At 70.0% G+C, this 14,392-nt stretch carries 13 protein-coding genes and 1 pseudogene; 6 read left to right on the forward strand and 8 right to left on the reverse strand.

The genetic code is table 11. The features are described from left to right. Positions 1-161: 161 nt before the first annotated feature. The 4 genes and pseudogenes from AB4Z01_RS18215 to AB4Z01_RS18230 all read right to left on the reverse strand — a co-directional run. Positions 162-1,394, reverse strand: a pseudogene (locus AB4Z01_RS18215) (calcium-binding protein); the annotation flags it as partial. Further along, positions 1,298-2,236, reverse strand: a complete 939-nt coding sequence (locus AB4Z01_RS18220; protein ID WP_441695960.1) for a bifunctional riboflavin kinase/FAD synthetase — start codon at positions 2,234-2,236, stop codon at positions 1,298-1,300. The gene AB4Z01_RS18220 and the pseudogene AB4Z01_RS18215, both read right to left, overlap by 97 nt. 95 nt (positions 2,237-2,331) lie before the next feature. Then, positions 2,332-2,955 (reverse strand): hypothetical protein, encoded by a 624-nt coding sequence (locus AB4Z01_RS18225; protein WP_441695961.1) that lies wholly within the window; start codon positions 2,953-2,955, stop codon positions 2,332-2,334. Then, on the reverse strand, positions 2,952-3,500 hold the full coding sequence (locus AB4Z01_RS18230) for a hypothetical protein (RefSeq protein ID WP_441695962.1): 549 nt from the start codon (positions 3,498-3,500) through the stop codon (positions 2,952-2,954). Before AB4Z01_RS18230 ends, AB4Z01_RS18225 begins: the two co-directional genes overlap by 4 nt. A 220-nt stretch (positions 3,501-3,720) precedes the next feature. On the opposite strand from AB4Z01_RS18230, the gene AB4Z01_RS18235 reads away from it, so the two are divergent. From AB4Z01_RS18235 to AB4Z01_RS18245, 3 genes are all read left to right on the forward strand, one after another. After that, positions 3,721-4,803 (forward strand): MGH1-like glycoside hydrolase domain-containing protein, encoded by a 1,083-nt coding sequence (locus AB4Z01_RS18235; RefSeq protein WP_441695963.1) that lies wholly within the window; start codon positions 3,721-3,723, stop codon positions 4,801-4,803. Between the two features lie 15 nt (positions 4,804-4,818). Continuing rightward, the gene (locus AB4Z01_RS18240) at positions 4,819-5,853 is read left to right on the forward strand and encodes a LacI family DNA-binding transcriptional regulator (protein ID WP_441695964.1); all 1,035 of its coding nucleotides are present in this window, start codon (positions 4,819-4,821) and stop codon (positions 5,851-5,853) included. 93 nt (positions 5,854-5,946) lie between these two features. Then, entirely contained in the window at positions 5,947-6,573 is a 627-nt protein-coding gene (locus AB4Z01_RS18245; protein ID WP_441695965.1) for a hypothetical protein, read from the forward strand. A gap of 444 nt (positions 6,574-7,017) precedes the next feature. Here the strand turns inward: AB4Z01_RS18245 and folK are convergent, their stop codons facing one another. After that, positions 7,018-7,512 (reverse strand): 2-amino-4-hydroxy-6-hydroxymethyldihydropteridine diphosphokinase, encoded by a 495-nt coding sequence (folK, locus tag AB4Z01_RS18250; RefSeq protein WP_441695966.1) that lies wholly within the window; start codon positions 7,510-7,512, stop codon positions 7,018-7,020. Positions 7,513-7,671: 159 nt separating this feature from the next. On the opposite strand from folK, the gene AB4Z01_RS18255 reads away from it, so the two are divergent. From AB4Z01_RS18255 to AB4Z01_RS18265, 3 genes are all read left to right on the forward strand, one after another. Then, positions 7,672-8,526 carry a bifunctional 5,10-methylenetetrahydrofolate dehydrogenase/5,10-methenyltetrahydrofolate cyclohydrolase gene (locus AB4Z01_RS18255; protein WP_441695967.1) on the forward strand — a complete coding sequence of 285 codons (855 nt, stop codon included), beginning with the start codon at positions 7,672-7,674 and terminating at the stop codon, positions 8,524-8,526. Next, positions 8,526-9,164 carry a cyclodeaminase/cyclohydrolase family protein gene (locus tag AB4Z01_RS18260; RefSeq protein ID WP_441695968.1) on the forward strand — a complete coding sequence of 213 codons (639 nt, stop codon included), beginning with the start codon at positions 8,526-8,528 and terminating at the stop codon, positions 9,162-9,164. The genes AB4Z01_RS18255 and AB4Z01_RS18260 overlap by 1 nt, the downstream gene beginning before the upstream one ends. Positions 9,165-9,625: 461 nt before the next feature. Next, positions 9,626-10,618: an OmpA family protein gene (locus AB4Z01_RS18265; RefSeq protein WP_441695969.1), complete on the forward strand. Its 993-nt coding sequence runs from the start codon at positions 9,626-9,628 to the stop codon at positions 10,616-10,618. Between the two features lie 189 nt (positions 10,619-10,807). On the opposite strand, the gene cysQ is transcribed toward AB4Z01_RS18265, so the two are convergent. From cysQ to AB4Z01_RS18280, 3 genes are all read right to left on the reverse strand, one after another. Beyond that, positions 10,808-11,584: a 3'(2'),5'-bisphosphate nucleotidase CysQ gene (gene cysQ, locus AB4Z01_RS18270; protein WP_441695970.1), complete on the reverse strand. Its 777-nt coding sequence runs from the start codon at positions 11,582-11,584 to the stop codon at positions 10,808-10,810. Continuing rightward, entirely contained in the window at positions 11,584-12,957 is a 1,374-nt protein-coding gene (locus tag AB4Z01_RS18275; protein ID WP_441695971.1) for an aminotransferase, read from the reverse strand. The genes cysQ and AB4Z01_RS18275 overlap by 1 nt, the downstream gene beginning before the upstream one ends. A 115-nt stretch (positions 12,958-13,072) precedes the next feature. Next, positions 13,073-14,212, reverse strand: coding sequence for an acyltransferase family protein (locus tag AB4Z01_RS18280; RefSeq protein WP_441695972.1), 1,140 nt, complete (start codon positions 14,210-14,212; stop codon positions 13,073-13,075). Positions 14,213-14,392: the final 180 nt, after the last annotated feature.

Here is a 14,392-nt window from a genome sequence, read left to right on the forward strand (position 1 = left end):
GGTTGCTCCCGGACAGGCCCTCGATGCTGGTCAGCGTGTCGCCCTGGGCATCGCCGCCGCTGGCCGTGCCGGTCGTCAGGTTGACCGCGACCCCGGAAATGCGCGTAGTAGCTGGCGATGTCGCTGCCGCTGCCGCCGTCGATCTGGTCAGCCCCGTACTCGCCGGACAGGATGTCGGCACCGCCGCGGCCCGACAGGACATCAATGCCGGCGGAGCTGTGAAAGATGTTGTCCGCGTCGCTGCCGAGCAGCGTGTCGGCATAGGGGCTCCCGGTGAGGCCCTCGATGCTGATGAGGGTATCGCCCTTGACGCCGACCACGGTGCCAACGCCGAGCTGCAGGTCGGCCACCACCTGGCCGTCGGTGTACAGAACCGTGTCGAAACCGGCACCACCATCGAAGACGTCGCCGTGGGTCAGGTCGCCCCGGTTAACCTTGAGGGTATCGTCGCCTGCCCCGCCCGACAGCGTGCTGCTGACCAGGCCGGCTTTCAGTATGTCGTCATGGTCCGACCCGATCAGGTTCTCGATGCCGCTGAGGGAGTCGCCCGCGGCGTCGCCCCCGGTTGCGGTTCCGTGGGCGAGATCGACCTGCACCCCCGCGGCCGAATGGGCGTAGGAGGCGGTGTCGATCCCGGCGCCGCCGTGGAGCGCGTCCGCCCCGGCCATTCCTTCCAGCGTGTTGCTGCCGCCATCGCCGGCCAGGGTGTCGGCGAAGGCGCTGCCCCACAGGTTCTCGAAGGCAGTCAGCACATCGCCCTGGGCATCGCCGCCGGACGCGGCCCCGGTGGCGAGGCTGACCGTGACACCGGCGGCAGAATGCGCATAGCTGGCAGTGTCGATGCCGCTGCGTCCGTCTAGGGTGTCCGCGCCTGCACCGCCCTCCAGCACATCCGCTCCGTCCGGCGAGAAATTACCCGGATCGGTGCCCACCATAATATCGTTGAAATTCGTCCCGATCGTAATTTCGATATAGTACAGGTCGTCGCCTGCGGCATCACCCCTGGATCCGGCTTCACCAGAGATGGAAATCGGGCCGGCGGACAACGAATAGTCGACCGTGTCCACACCGTCCATGCCGTTGAGACGATCAGCTCCGGCGCTGCCGTACAGATGGTCATCGCCATCCCACCCGTAAACCTGATCGTCGGCACCGGTGCCGAACAGGACATCATCACCACTGGTGCCATTTATGTCGGCCATCGCTGAATTCTCCCCGAAATGCGGAATAAAAACCGACTCGAACCATTGCCGCCGATTGTAGCAAGCCGAAGGCGATGCCGCAGGGGAGAGGCGCGCTACCGGGCCAGCACCTGCCGGGCGGCCTCGCAGTCGCGGTCGATCTGGGCGACCAGGGCCTCGAGCGAGTCGAACTTCTCCTCGCCGCGCAGCCATTCCACCAGCTGCACCCGCAGGTGGCGGTGGTAGAGGTCGCCGGAGAAGTCGAACAGATAGGCCTCCAGCAGCGGCGCCTCGGTCCGCCACATCGGCCGGATGCCGAGATTGGCGACGCCGTCATGCCACGTCAGCGGCCCGCCCTCGTCCACGGCGCAGCGCACGGCGTAGATGCCGTAGGCCGGGCGCAGGAAGTCGCCGAGCTCGACATTGGCGGTCGGGAAGCCCAGCTCGCGGCCGCGCTTGTCGCCATGCTCGACCCGGCCCTCGATCTCCCAGGCCCGGCCCAGGATCTCGGCGGCGCCATGGGTGTCGCCGGCGGCCAGCAGCTCGCGCGCCCGGCTGGAGGAGTAGAGGCCGCCGGTCTCGTCCGAGGCCTGGGTGACGATGGTGACGCCGAAGCCGAGCCGCCGGCCGAAGCCGGTCAGCGTCTCCGGCGTGCCGGCGCGGCGGTGGCCGAAGCAGAAATCATAGCCGACCACGACGTGACGGGCGCCGAGCGACCGGACCAGCACGGTCTCGATGAAATCCTCGGCCGAGCGGGCAGCGAAGGCCTGGTCGAAATGCAGCACCACATGCAGGTCGACGCCCAGCGCCTCCAGCAGCCGCGCCTTGATCCGGAACGGGGTCAGCCGGAACGGCGGGTCGTCGGGGCGGAACAGGCTGCGCGGATGCGGCTCGAAGCTGAGCACGCAGACCGGCACGCCGAGCCGCCGCGCCTCGGCCTGGGCCGCCGCGACCACGGTCTGGTGGCCGCGATGCACGCCGTCGAAATTGCCGATGGCGACCACCGTGCCGCGCGCCGCTGCCGGCAGGTTTTCGGTGTGGCGGAAGATCTGCATGGGCCTCGTCCCGGCCCGGCCGGTCGTGCCGGGCCCGTTGGATATAGCGAGGACCGGCGCTGCCAGCCAGGGGGCAGGCTTGCGCAAGCCGGCGGCTAGGACGGCGTCGCGCCCGTCCGGCGCCGGCCGGGCAGCAGCAGCGCGGTCGGCGCCAGGCGGCGCTGCACCAGATAGATCGGCCCGGCCGGCATGTTGTCGGTGACCACCAGATGCAGCGTTACCGTGCCGCCGGGCGGAACCGTGCCGCCCTCGAACACAAGACCGTCATGCGGCTCGTCGACAACCCGGCCGGAGGCGAAGCCCTCGGCCCAGATCGACCGTGTCACATGCGGCCCCTGGGCGAAGGACAGGCCGTCATCATAGGTGCTGCCCTCGCCGCGCTGCCGCTCCAGCTCCACCGGAAAGTCCTGCCAGGTCTGGTTGGTGTCGTTGCGCACCACCTTGGTCAGGGCGAAGCCGGTGAGATGGGCGGTGGCGATGCGGTTGCCGAAGCCGGTGGTCAGCCCGGTGATGGTCAGCGCCGCCTCGCCATTGCCGGTGATCCGCTCGACCACCACGAAGGGATCGTCGAGCCGACCGGTCCCGCTGGCGGATTCGAGCACGAAGCCGCCCTCGGCATCGCTGAACACCAGCCCCGCGGCCGAGACCTCGCCCGCCTGCGCCGCGCCCGCAAGTCCCAGGCCCAGCAGCAGGCCGGCCAGCGCCGCGCGGCGCCTCATGGCCCGGCCCGGGCGACGCGCCGCGGCGGCGGCAGGGACGCGGTCGGCTGGACCCGCCGCTGCACCACATAGAAATGCGCCGACGGCGTGTTGTCGGTGACCACGACGCGCAGCACCACCGTCGCGCCGGGCGCCACCGTGCCGTCGTGAAACAGCACCATGTCGCGCGGCTCGTCATACATCTGGGCCGCGGTGAAGCGGTCGGCGCGGATGCCGCGCACCGCGTCGGGCGCCTGGGCGAAGGACAGGCCGTCGCCATAGGGGCTCTGGTCGCCGCGCTGCTCCTGCAGCTCGACCGGGAAGTCGCGCCAAGTCTCCGCGGTGTCGTTGTGCACCACCTTGACCAGGGCGAAGCCGGCCAGATGCGCGGTGCCGACCCGGTTGCCGAAGGCCGGCGTCAGCCCGGTGACGGTGAGCGCCGCCTCACCCTTGCCGGTGATCCGCTCGACCACCACGAAAGGGTCGTCCAGCCGCCCTGTCCCGGTCGCGGATTCGAGCACGAAGCCGCCTTCCGCGTCGCTGAAGGTGATCCCCGCGACCGTCATCTCTGCCGCGTTGGCGGCCACCCCCCATGCCGCCAGGACGATGACGGGGGCGCATAACGCCGAGCGCCTCATGCCGGTCAGTGTGGCCGTCCGCCGCCTCGCGGTAAAGGGGCTCGCGACAAAGGCCGATCGCCGCGATTTGCTTTTATGTTTATTTATCATAAAGCTTTAGATAATGACTCGCCGCCGTTGCCGGCCCGCCGAAACCGACCGCGAGCCTATGACTGCAGAGCTGACCGAAGCCGCCATCGCCGTCCTCCGGGCCAATGACCGGGGCAGCCATACCGTGCCGACCGCCGCCAGCCCGGCCGCGGCGCAGCGGAACTGGGATTCCGGCCTGGCCGCGATCGGCCTCGCCCAGTTCGACGAGGACCGCGCCTGGACCGAGATCGAGACCCTGCTGAGCGGGCAGAAGCCGGACGGCATGGTGCCGCACATCCTGGTCCATCGCGGCGACGCCGGCGATGTCCCGGACGGCGGGCCGGCCCTCACCCACCCGCCGGTCGCAACCACCGCCACCCGCCATCTGTTCGAGCGCTTCGGGGTGCGGCGGTCGCGCCCCCGCCTGCGGGGCCTGGCGCCGAAGCTGCTGGCCTGGCACCGCTGGTTCGCCGCGGCGCGGGACCCCGAGGGCACCGGGCTGGCGGCGATCATCGATCCCGAGGAGAGCGCGATGGCGGGCAGCCCGGCCTGGGGCGCCGCGCCGGCCCCGTTCCGGGTCGCCGACATCGGCTTCAACGCCATGCTGCAGCGCGCCAACCGCGACCTGCGCTTCCTGCTCGACATGGTCGACGACCGCGCCGGCATGGCCGAGGTCGACCGCATCATCTCCACGACCCGGGCGGCGCTGGAAGCCTGCTGGGTCAGGGCCGACGGCGCCTATCATTCGCGCGACGCCGGCAGCGGCCGCCCGATCGGCCGGCCCGGCATCGGCGGCCTGCTGCCGCTCTACGCCGATCCGGCCCTGGCGACGCGGCACCCGGCCCTGCCGGCCCGGCTGGAGCATTGGCTGGGCCGGGCCGCCGTCGCGGTGCCGAGCGTCGAGCCCGGCCAGCCCGAATTCGATCCCGGGCGCCCCTGGCGCGGCGCGGTCTCGCTGCCGGTCAACTGGATGCTCTATGACGGGATCAAGCGCGCCGGCCGGCACGACCTGGCGGCGCGCATCCGCCGCGACAGCATGGCCGTTGCCGCTCGCAGCGGCTTCCGCGAATACTTCGACCCGATCACCGGCGAGGGGCTCGGCGGCACCGACGCCTCCTCGACCGCAGCCATGGTGCTGCTGTTCGCCGGCCTTGAGGACTGACCACGGGACGGGCGCATGGCGGATCGCAAACGGGTGGGTATCGTCGAACTCGCCCGATCGCTCGGACTGTCGACCTACACCGTCTCCCGCGCGCTCAACGGCCACAGCGACGTCGCCGACGACACCCGCAAGCGGGTGGTGGCGGCGGCGGCCGAGGTCGGCTACATGCCGAACGCGCTCGGCCGCACCCTGCGCCGCGGCCGGACCGACGCGGTCGGCTTCCTGCTGACGCCGTCACCCGCCGGCCTGGTCGACAGCTATTTCCTGCCGCTGCTGACCGGCATCGACGCGGTGCTGGCCCCGGCGGGCTATGCCGTGCTGGTCGCCGGCGCCGCGCCGGACTGCCAGGAGCTCGAGGTGCTGCGCCGGCTGGTCGAAGGCCGGCGGGTCGACGCGGTGATCCTGACCCGGGTGCGGGTCGACGATCCGCGCGCCGACTATCTGCGCCGGCTGGACTTCCCCTTCGCCATGCTCGGCCGCGACAGCGAGCGGCCGGAGACGCCCTTCGTCGACGCCGACCATCGGGCCAGCGGCCGGGCCGCCACCGCCTGGCTGGCCGCCCGCGGCCATCGCCGCATCGGCCTGATCAACACGCCGGCCCAGGTCAATGCCAGCCGGCAGCGGCTGATCGGATGGCAGGACGGGCTGGCCGAGGCCGGGCTGGCCGCCGACCCGGCCTGGCACCGCTGCGGCGACTACACCGCCGAGACCGGCCGGCGCCAGGCCCAGGCGCTGCTGGAATTGTCGCCGCGGCCGACGGCGATCCTGTGCGGCAATGACGAGATGGCGTTCGGCGCCGCCGAGGCGGTGCGCGCCGCCGGCCTGCTGGTCGGCGTCGACGTCTCGATCATCGGCTGCGACGACATCCCGATCGCGGCGCTGGCCAACCCGCCGCTGACCACCTTCCGCACCTCGCAGCGCCCTTTCGGCGAATGTCTGGCCCAACAGGTCCTGGCGCTGCTGCGCGGCGAGACGCCGCCGTCGCAGCTGGGCGTGCCGGAGCTGGTCGAGCGCGGCTCGGCCGGGCCGGCGCCGCCCGAGGCCGGCTAGATCGGAGTGAGCCAGGGCCGGATCGGGGGTCATTCCCGCTGTAAACACATTGTGCAATTGTATTAATCGGCGACCACGTTCATGCTATGTTCCATGAACAAGGCGCAGACCGATTCGGCCCCCGAGGCCTCGGCCGCTCCGCAGGAGGAGCGGGCGGCGGATCTGTGCGTGGTGGCGGAGCTGGTCGAGATCCAGATGTCGATCGCCCGGGCGACGCAGCAGGAGGCGCTGTCGGCGCCGCAGCCCGGGGTCGATTACTGCCAGCGGATCGCCACCGTCTCGCGCGCCGTGCGGCTGACCCTGCTGCTCAAGGACAAGCTGTCGCGTCAGGCCGCCGAGCGGCGCAAGGCCGCGGCGCAGCGCGAGGCGGCGCAGGAGGACTGGCACGCGCTGCGGGTCCGGCTGGCGATGATGTCGGCCGCCTCTGAGGTGTCCGAGGACGAGGAGGAGGCCGACCGCCGCGCCGACGAGGTCTGCGAGCGGCTGGAGCGGCCGGAGGTGGCGGAGCTGGTGGAAGCCAGCCGGGCCGAGGTCGCGGTGGCGGCGCTGTGCCGGCGCTGGGGCTACCCGGTGCAGGTGAAGCAGTGGCTGGAGATGGCCGACGAGGCCCTGGAGGAGCTGGGCTTCATTCCGCCGGAGGACGGCGAGGATGATCCCGAGGATCCGCCCGAGCCCCGCTCGGCTGCTCCCGGCCGCCGCAAGCCGCCGGACACGGGGTGACCGCGTAGGTTGGGTTCGCGTCTTCGCGAACCCAACATGTCGCCGCCATCGCGGCCCCCCGATCCTGTTGGGTTCGCTGCCGCGAACCCAACCTACGACACCGATTTGCGCAGCCTTCCACTCCCCCTCCCCTTGCGGGAGGGGGTTGGGGGAGGGGTCTGCGCGCGTCCGCGCGCCGCCGCCGTCCGCTTTCCCAAACAAAACCTCGTCATCCCCGCGAAAGCGGGGATCTCGTCACGCCGATAGAGATTCCCGCTTTCGCGGGAATGACGGCAAAAGGATGGATTGCTGCTCTGAAAACGTCTCGCCCTGCGGAAGAGGCCAGAGGCGCTTGCACCTTCGGGTGAGAAGGTTTTGTCGAAGCTCGACCCGGGACCTGCGAGAGGGTCGATGCGAAGAGGGTCCACATTGGCCCCTGTCCGAAGGCGCCGACGTGACCTGACTCTAATCCACCCGCAGATCGTCGCGCCGGACCACGTCGCGCAGCGGCCCCAGCGCTTGCAGCAGCGCTGCCACGCTGCGGCCTTCGCCCGGATGGATCCAGCCGGCGGCGACGTCGGCGGCCGGGGCCAGGACGAAGCCGCGCTCCGCCATCCGCGGATGCGGCACCACCAGCTCCGCCCGGTCGACGACGCGATCGCCGTACAGCAACAGGTCGAGATCGATCAGCCGCGGCCCGTTCGGGCGGCTGGGGACCCGGCCGATCTCCGCCTCCGCCGCCTTCAGCCGCGCCAGCAGCGCCTCGGGCGAAAGCGCGGTGCGGGCGGCGACGCACATGTTGAGGAAGGCGCCCTGGTCGGTGTCGTACATCGGCGCCGTCTCATAGACGGCGGAGACCGCGTCGACCGTCGTCTCGCGGCGCAGCCAGGCGATCGCCCGGCGCAGATTGGCCTCGCGGTCGCCGAGATTGGTGCCGAGCGCGAACAGGACGGGGATCATGGCTTGCTCCGGGATCGCGTTTCGCCGCGAATCGGCCGATCGGTGTCGCGGCCCCTGTGGCGCGAGGCGGCGGCGTTATGGCCTTGTCCGGCGGAAATGTCGAGCCGGGCGGCGCCGCGATGGTGTATGCCGGGCCGGACGCCTGAACGGGACCTCGCCATGGCTGAAGCCGCCGCCCTGCTGGGCAAGCCGATCGCGGAGCGGATCCGATCGCGGATGCTGGCGGAGACGCCGCCGGGCCTCCACCCCTGCCTGGCCGTGGTGGTGGCCAGCGACGACGCCGCGGTCGCCCGCTATGCCGCCGCCAAGCAGCGCACCGCCGACGCGCTGGGCCTCGGCTTCCGGGTCGAGACGGTCGATCCGGCCGGGGGCCAGGCGCTGCTCGACGCCCGCATCGCCACGCTGTCGACCGATCCCGCGGTGCACGGCATCCTGCTGGAGCTGCCCCTGGGCGCCGGGTTGGATGTCGAGATCGCGATCCGGCAGCTCGACCCGCTGAAGGATGTCGACGGGCTGACGCCCCACAATCTCGGCCTGATCGCCGCCGGGCGGGAGGCCGACGCGCTGCTGCCGGCCACTCCGGCCGCCTGCATCCGGCTGGCCGAGACCGCAGCCGACCTAAAGGGCGCCCGCGCCGTGGTGGTCGGCCGCGGCCGCGCCGTCGGCCGGGCCCTGGCGCCGATGCTGGTCAACCGCGACGCCACGGTCACGGTGTGCCACAGCCGCACCCGCGACCTGTCCGCCGCGGTCGCCGCCGCCGACATCGTCTTCGTCGCCGCCGGCCGGCCCGGGCTGGTCGCCGGGGCGATGGTCCGGCCAGGCCAGGTGGTGGTCGATGCCGGCATCTCGGTGGTCGACGGCCGGGTGGTCGGCGATGTCGATGCCGACAGCGTCCGCCCGGTCGTCGCGGCGCTGACGCCGGTGCCGGGCGGCGTCGGGCCGCTGACCGCGACCCTGATCTTTGCCAATCTGCTGCAGGCGGTCGAACTGCAGCGCCGTGCCGGGAGGCTCTGATGACGACCGAAGCCGAAGACAGCCTGTGGCGCTGGCCGCTGGCCACCTTCCGCGACACCCTGGCCAGCGATTCGCCGACCCCCGGCGGCGGTTCGGCGGCGATGGTGTCGGCGACGCTCGGCCTCGGCCTGGTGGTGATGGCGCTGCGCATCACCGCCAACAAGACGGCCGACCGGAGCTTCCTGGACACTCTGATCCTGTCGGGCGAGCGGCTGATCGCCGAGCTGTCGGCCCATGCCGAGGCCGACATCGCCGTGTTCGACGGCTATATCGCGGCGCTGAAGCTGCCGAAGGCGACCGAGGACGAGAAGGCGGCCCGCCGCGACGCACTGCGGCAGGCGACCATCGCCGCCACCGAGATCCCGCTGAACGCGGCCCAGACCGCGCTGGAGGGGATAGACCTGGCCAACCAGGCGGCCACGCTGGCGGCGACCCAGATCGTCAGCGATGTCGGCGCCGGGGCGGCGACGCTGCGCGGCGCGGTCGAGGCGGTGCTCTATGCCGTCGACGTCAATCTGCGCGGCCTCGACGACTCCGCCCGCCGCCAGGTCTATGCCGACAGCCGCGACCGGCTGCTGGCCGCCGCCGAGCAGCGCGCCGGGGGCATCGCCCGGCTGGTGCGCGACCGGCTGCGTTGAGACCGGGCGATTCACGGGACTCGGGTGGTTTCTCCGGCGCTCTGATTCGGCGCGACTCCGCCGTCCCGGCCCGCCGATGCGGCTGCAGCGACGATCCAGCCACAGATCTCAATCTAACGGCTTGGATTTGCTTATGAATCTCCAGATCACCCGAAATGCGGGGCGATTCCAGGGGCGTTGCGGCGCTGTTACATTCGCGCCGCCCCTCGGGCTTCGATGGTTTTCCGTTTCCAAAATCCGAACAATCAGTTAACCCCGGTCGCGAATGGCCATGCAGGACGGTGGTGCATCCCTGCAACACTGCGCGCAATTCGCAACAGCATGGTCCATTTCAATTGCGGTCTACGCCCGACCATCGTAAATCCAAAGGGAGCGGTCTGGTCGCAGCCCTTGAAGGAAGCGGGGGACGAGACCTCGGTTGAACCGTGATCAGCGAGGTATTGGATATGAAGAAGAACTTGATGTACGCCGTCGGCGCGGCCGCCCTGCTCGTTGCAGCCCCGGCGATGGCGCAGGAGTATCAGGCCACCGGTCTCTATGTTGGTGCTGGCGCCGGCGTCAACATCCGCCAGAATGACGACTGGAGCGTCAAGAACACCAACATCGACGGCCGGTCGCGCTATGACATCGGCCCGGCCGGCGACATCTACCTCGGCTACGACTGGGGTTCGTTCCGTGCGGACGCCGAAGTCAGCCTGCGCACCAACGATATCAAGGACGTCAAGGTTGGCGGCCAGACCATCGCCAAGAATGGCCACCTCCGCACCATCGGCATCATGGCCAATGGCTACTACGACTTCGACTTCGGGTCGCCGTTCGTGCCGTACATCGGCGCCGGTGTCGGTGTTGCCCTGCTGAACTCCGAGATCAAGGCCAACGGCAACACGTTCAACGACTTCAACACCCAGTTCGCCTATCAGGGCATCGCGGGTGTGGCGTACAACTTCCAGCCGAACATCGCCTTCAATCTCGAGTATCGTTACTTCGGCAACACCAAGCCGACCTTCGACGATCAGGGCGTCAAGCTGAAGTACGACGCCAGCAACAACCACACCATCCTGCTGGGCGTGCGCTACACCTTCGCCCCGGCCCCGGCCGCGCAGGAAGTGGTCGAGACGACGCAGGCCCGCAGCTACCTGGTGTTCTTCGACTTCGACAGCTCGCGTCTGACCCCGGAAGCCAAGCAGATCGTGGCCTCGGCCGCTGCTGACGCCCTCCAGGGCAAGACCACCCGCATCGACGTCACCGGCCACACCGACCGTTCGGGTTCGGACCGGTACAACCAGGCCCTGTCGGTGCGTCGCGCCGAGTCGGTCCGTCGCGAGCTGGTCGCGGACGGCGTTGCCGACAGCCTGATCGTCACCCGCGGCGTCGGCGAGTCCGATCCGCTGGTCCCGACCGCCGACGGTGTGCGCGAGCCGCAGAACCGCCGCGTCGAGATCGTCCTGAACTAAGACGGTCGTTAAAGATCCCATCGGGAGATTGGGGCGTCCTTCGGGGCGCCCCTTTCTTCATCCGGGGTCCGGCAAAATCTCCACTCCTTCGTCATCCCCGCGAAAGCGGGGATCTCATCATGCCCAAACCGGATAGAGGTTCCCGCTTTCGCGGGAATGACGATTGAAGGAAGGTCCGCAGGGACGCTGTCAGCCCGTCGCAGCCGCGCGCGCGACGAAGCCGGCATTGGCGAAGCCGGGCTTGGCATAGGCCAGCGGATGGCCGGACACATCGTCGATGCCGCCGCCGGCGGCGCGCAGCACCGCATCGGCCGCCGCGGTGTCCCATTCCATGGTCGGGCCGAAGCGGAGATAGAGATCCGCCTCCCCCGCCGCGATCAGCACGATCTTCAGCGAGCTGCCGAGGATTCGCCGCTCGGCGACATGGCGGCCCTGCAGCGCGTCGTCCAGCCGGGAATCGTCGCGATGCGACCGGCTGGTCAGCACCACCAGCCCCTCCGCCGGCGCTGGCCGCACGGCGATCCGCCGGGGCGCCTCGTCGCCCCGCTGCTGCCATGCCTCGCCGCCGGCCGCCCAGAAGCGGCGGTCGAAGGCCGGAGCCTCGACCACGCCGAGCACCGGCAGGCCGTTCACCACCAAGCCGATATTGACGGTGAATTCGCCGTTGCGGCGCAGGAACTCCTTGGTGCCGTCGACCGGGTCGACCAGCCAGAAGCGGTCGGCCGCCGCCGGGATTCCGTGGGCGGCGCAATGCTCCTCCGCCACCACCGGCACGCCGGGCAGCAGGGCACGCAGCCCAGRCAGGATCAGCGCCTCGGCGGCGTGGTCGGCGGCGGTGACCGGGCTGCCGTCCTCCTTGCGCAGGCTGGCGCCGTCGAAGCTGTTGTAGATCTCCATCACCACCCGGCCGGCGCGGCGGGCGAGATCGACGACAGCCTCGACCGGCGGCAGCGCATCGGCCGCCATCACGCGGCCTCGCGCAGCGCCGACCAAGTCTCGTCCAGCGCCAGGCTGAAGCGGTGCAGCATCTCGGCCACACCGGCCTCGTCGATGATCATCGGCGGGCAGAAGCCGATGACGTCGCCCGGCATGGCGCGGGTCAGCAGGCCATGCGCCTGGGCCCGGCGGACCAGCCCGGCGCCGATGCCACGGGCCTTGTCGAAATTGGTCCGGGCGGCCTTGTCGGCCACCAGCTCGGCCCCGGCGATCAGGCCGAGGCCGCGCACCTCGCCGACCAGCGGATGCCCGGCATAACCCCGCAGCCCCTCCTGCAGCGCCGCGCCGACCCGGCGGACGCGGTCGACAATCTCCATCTCGTGGTAGATCTTCAGCGTCTCCAGCGCCACCGCCGCAGCCACCGGATGGCCGCCATAGGTGTTGCCGTGGCCGAACATGCCGTGCTTGTCGCTGCCCGCCACCAGCGCCTCGTAGACCGGGCCGGAGACCAGCGTCGCCGCGATCGGCAGGAAGCCGGCCGACAGCTGCTTGGCCACGGTCATGATGTCCGGCCGGATGCCGAAGCTGTCGCAGCCGAACCAGTTGCCGGTGCGGGCGAAGCCGCAGATCACCTCATCGGCGATGAACAGGATGTCGTGCCGGCGCAGCACCTCCTGCACCTTCTCGAAATAGGTGCGCGGCGGCACGATCACGCCGCCCGCGCCCATCACCGGCTCGGCGATGAAGGCGGCCACCGTCTCCGGCCCTTCGGCCTGGATCGTCGCCTCCAGCTGCGCGGCCAGGCGGGTGGCGTAGTCCTCCTCGCTCTCGCCCGGCTCGGCGCCATGATAGTGGTGCGGCGTATCGACATGCACCACCCGGCCGACCGGCAGGTCGAAGCCGTCCTGGGCATAGGCCAGGCCGGTCAGGCTGCCCGCCATCACGGTGACGCCGTGATAGCCCTTGCGGCGGGCGATGATCTTCTTCTTCTCCGGCCGGCCCAGCGCGTTGTTGACGTACCAGACGATCTTGACCGCCAGGTCGTTGGCCTCGGAGCCGGAATTGACGAACAGCGCCCGCTCCAGCGGCTTCGGCGCGATCGCCATCAGCGCCTCGGCCAGGTCGACCAGCACGTCCGGCACCTTGCCGCCGAAGGCGTGGTAGAAGGGCAGCTGCCGCATCTGCCGCGTCGCCGCCTCGACCAGCCGCTCCTGATCGAAGCCGAGCCCGGCGCACCACAGGCCGGCCAGCCCCTCGATGTATTCGCGCCCTTCCTCGTCATAGACGTGGATGCCCTTGCCGCGGCTGATCACCATCGGCCCGGCCTCGCGATGGGCGCTGAGGTTGGTGTAGGGGTGCAGCAGGTAGGCGACGTCCCGCGCGGCGGTGGAATTGGGGATCACGGGCGGCGTCCTCCGGCTGTTCCTTGGTCTCCGCCATGGTTACCGAAAGGTAAGGCATCCGTCCCGGGCGTTTCGCGCATGGCAGGGGGAAGGCGCGGGGACGCCACGGCGGCCGCTAGGGAGGGCTGCCGCCCGGCGAGATCGCCAAATCCGTCGCCGCCGGCAGACGCGGCGAGACCAGCCGCAGCGTCTCGGCAACCCGGCGGATCACAACCGCGGCCGCCGAGACGCGGCGCAACGCCGGCAGTTCAACCGCCATCCAGGACAGGTAGGCCATCGGCAGAGTGACAAGCACCATCAGTGGAAAGAGCTGCGGCCACAGCAGCCCGGGCCAGAGGCTGGCCAGGATCTGGCCGAGTGGCCAGTGCCAGATATAGGCGGCATAGGACAGCTCCCCAACCCGGCCATAGCCGAGGATCCAGCCTTTCGGCACCAGAGCGAGCCAAAGCGCGCCCATGGCGCAGGTCAGGATCGAGGTCAGCTCCGCCCACGCCGTGCCCCGCACCAGCACGGTCAGGCCGCCGAACGCTGCGACCAGCCAGAGGGACAGCGGAATCCAGCGGCGGTAATGATAAAGCGCGACGCCGATCATGAAGCTGATGCCGAAGCCGGCCATGGCGTCGACGGGGACGATCAGGCGCGCGTTCGTGCCGAAGGTGACAGCGAGATAGAGGCCGGCAACGGCGGTCAATGTCAGTGGCAGTCGCCGCGGGTGCAGCCATCCGGCAGCCCACAGCAGCGCCAGCACAATATAGCAGAGGATCTCGTAGAGCAGCGTCCACAACGACGGATTGACCAGGATCGGGTACGGAGCGGTCTCGAACACGCCAGGCAGGTCGGGCACGAACAGCCCGCTTGCGGCCTTCGGCAAGAAGAGCCACGTGTCCAGCCGGCTGAAATAGCCAAGGACCGGCAGATTGGTCATGAGCGGCCCGATCACGAAGACCATGATGGCGGAAAACAGCAGCAGCGGCGGGAAGATCCGCATTGCCCGGGCCGCGGCATAAGCGCTGAGCGAGGCCCGCTTGTCCAGGCTCATCGCCACCATGATGCCGCTGAACAGGAAGAACAGCCTCAGCGCGTTCTTGCCCATCAGGATCAGTGCCGCCACGAACGCAGGATCGTACTGTTGATAGTAGGGTTTCAGACCGCTGATCTCGATCGAATGGACGAAGATGATGAACAGCGCACCGATCATGCGGCACAGATGGAAGTTGTTCTGACGCGACTCCATCGCCTGGTGCAGTGTCCGCAAACGGGCCTCCATGGCGTCCGGCGCCGCTGCTGCGGACGACCGACATCGCATCGACCTTCTTCTGCAGGCGACATGGCCCCGCCCCGCAGCCATGCGCGTCGACATACGTGGCTGGTCGATCGAGCATCCGGCACGACACGATTATCGATCAAGGCGGCCACAAGGCGAGCAGGGCTACCC

This window comes from Inquilinus sp. YAF38 (assembly GCF_052113205.1).
Taxonomy (GTDB): Bacteria; Pseudomonadota; Alphaproteobacteria; order DSM-16000; family Inquilinaceae; genus Inquilinus.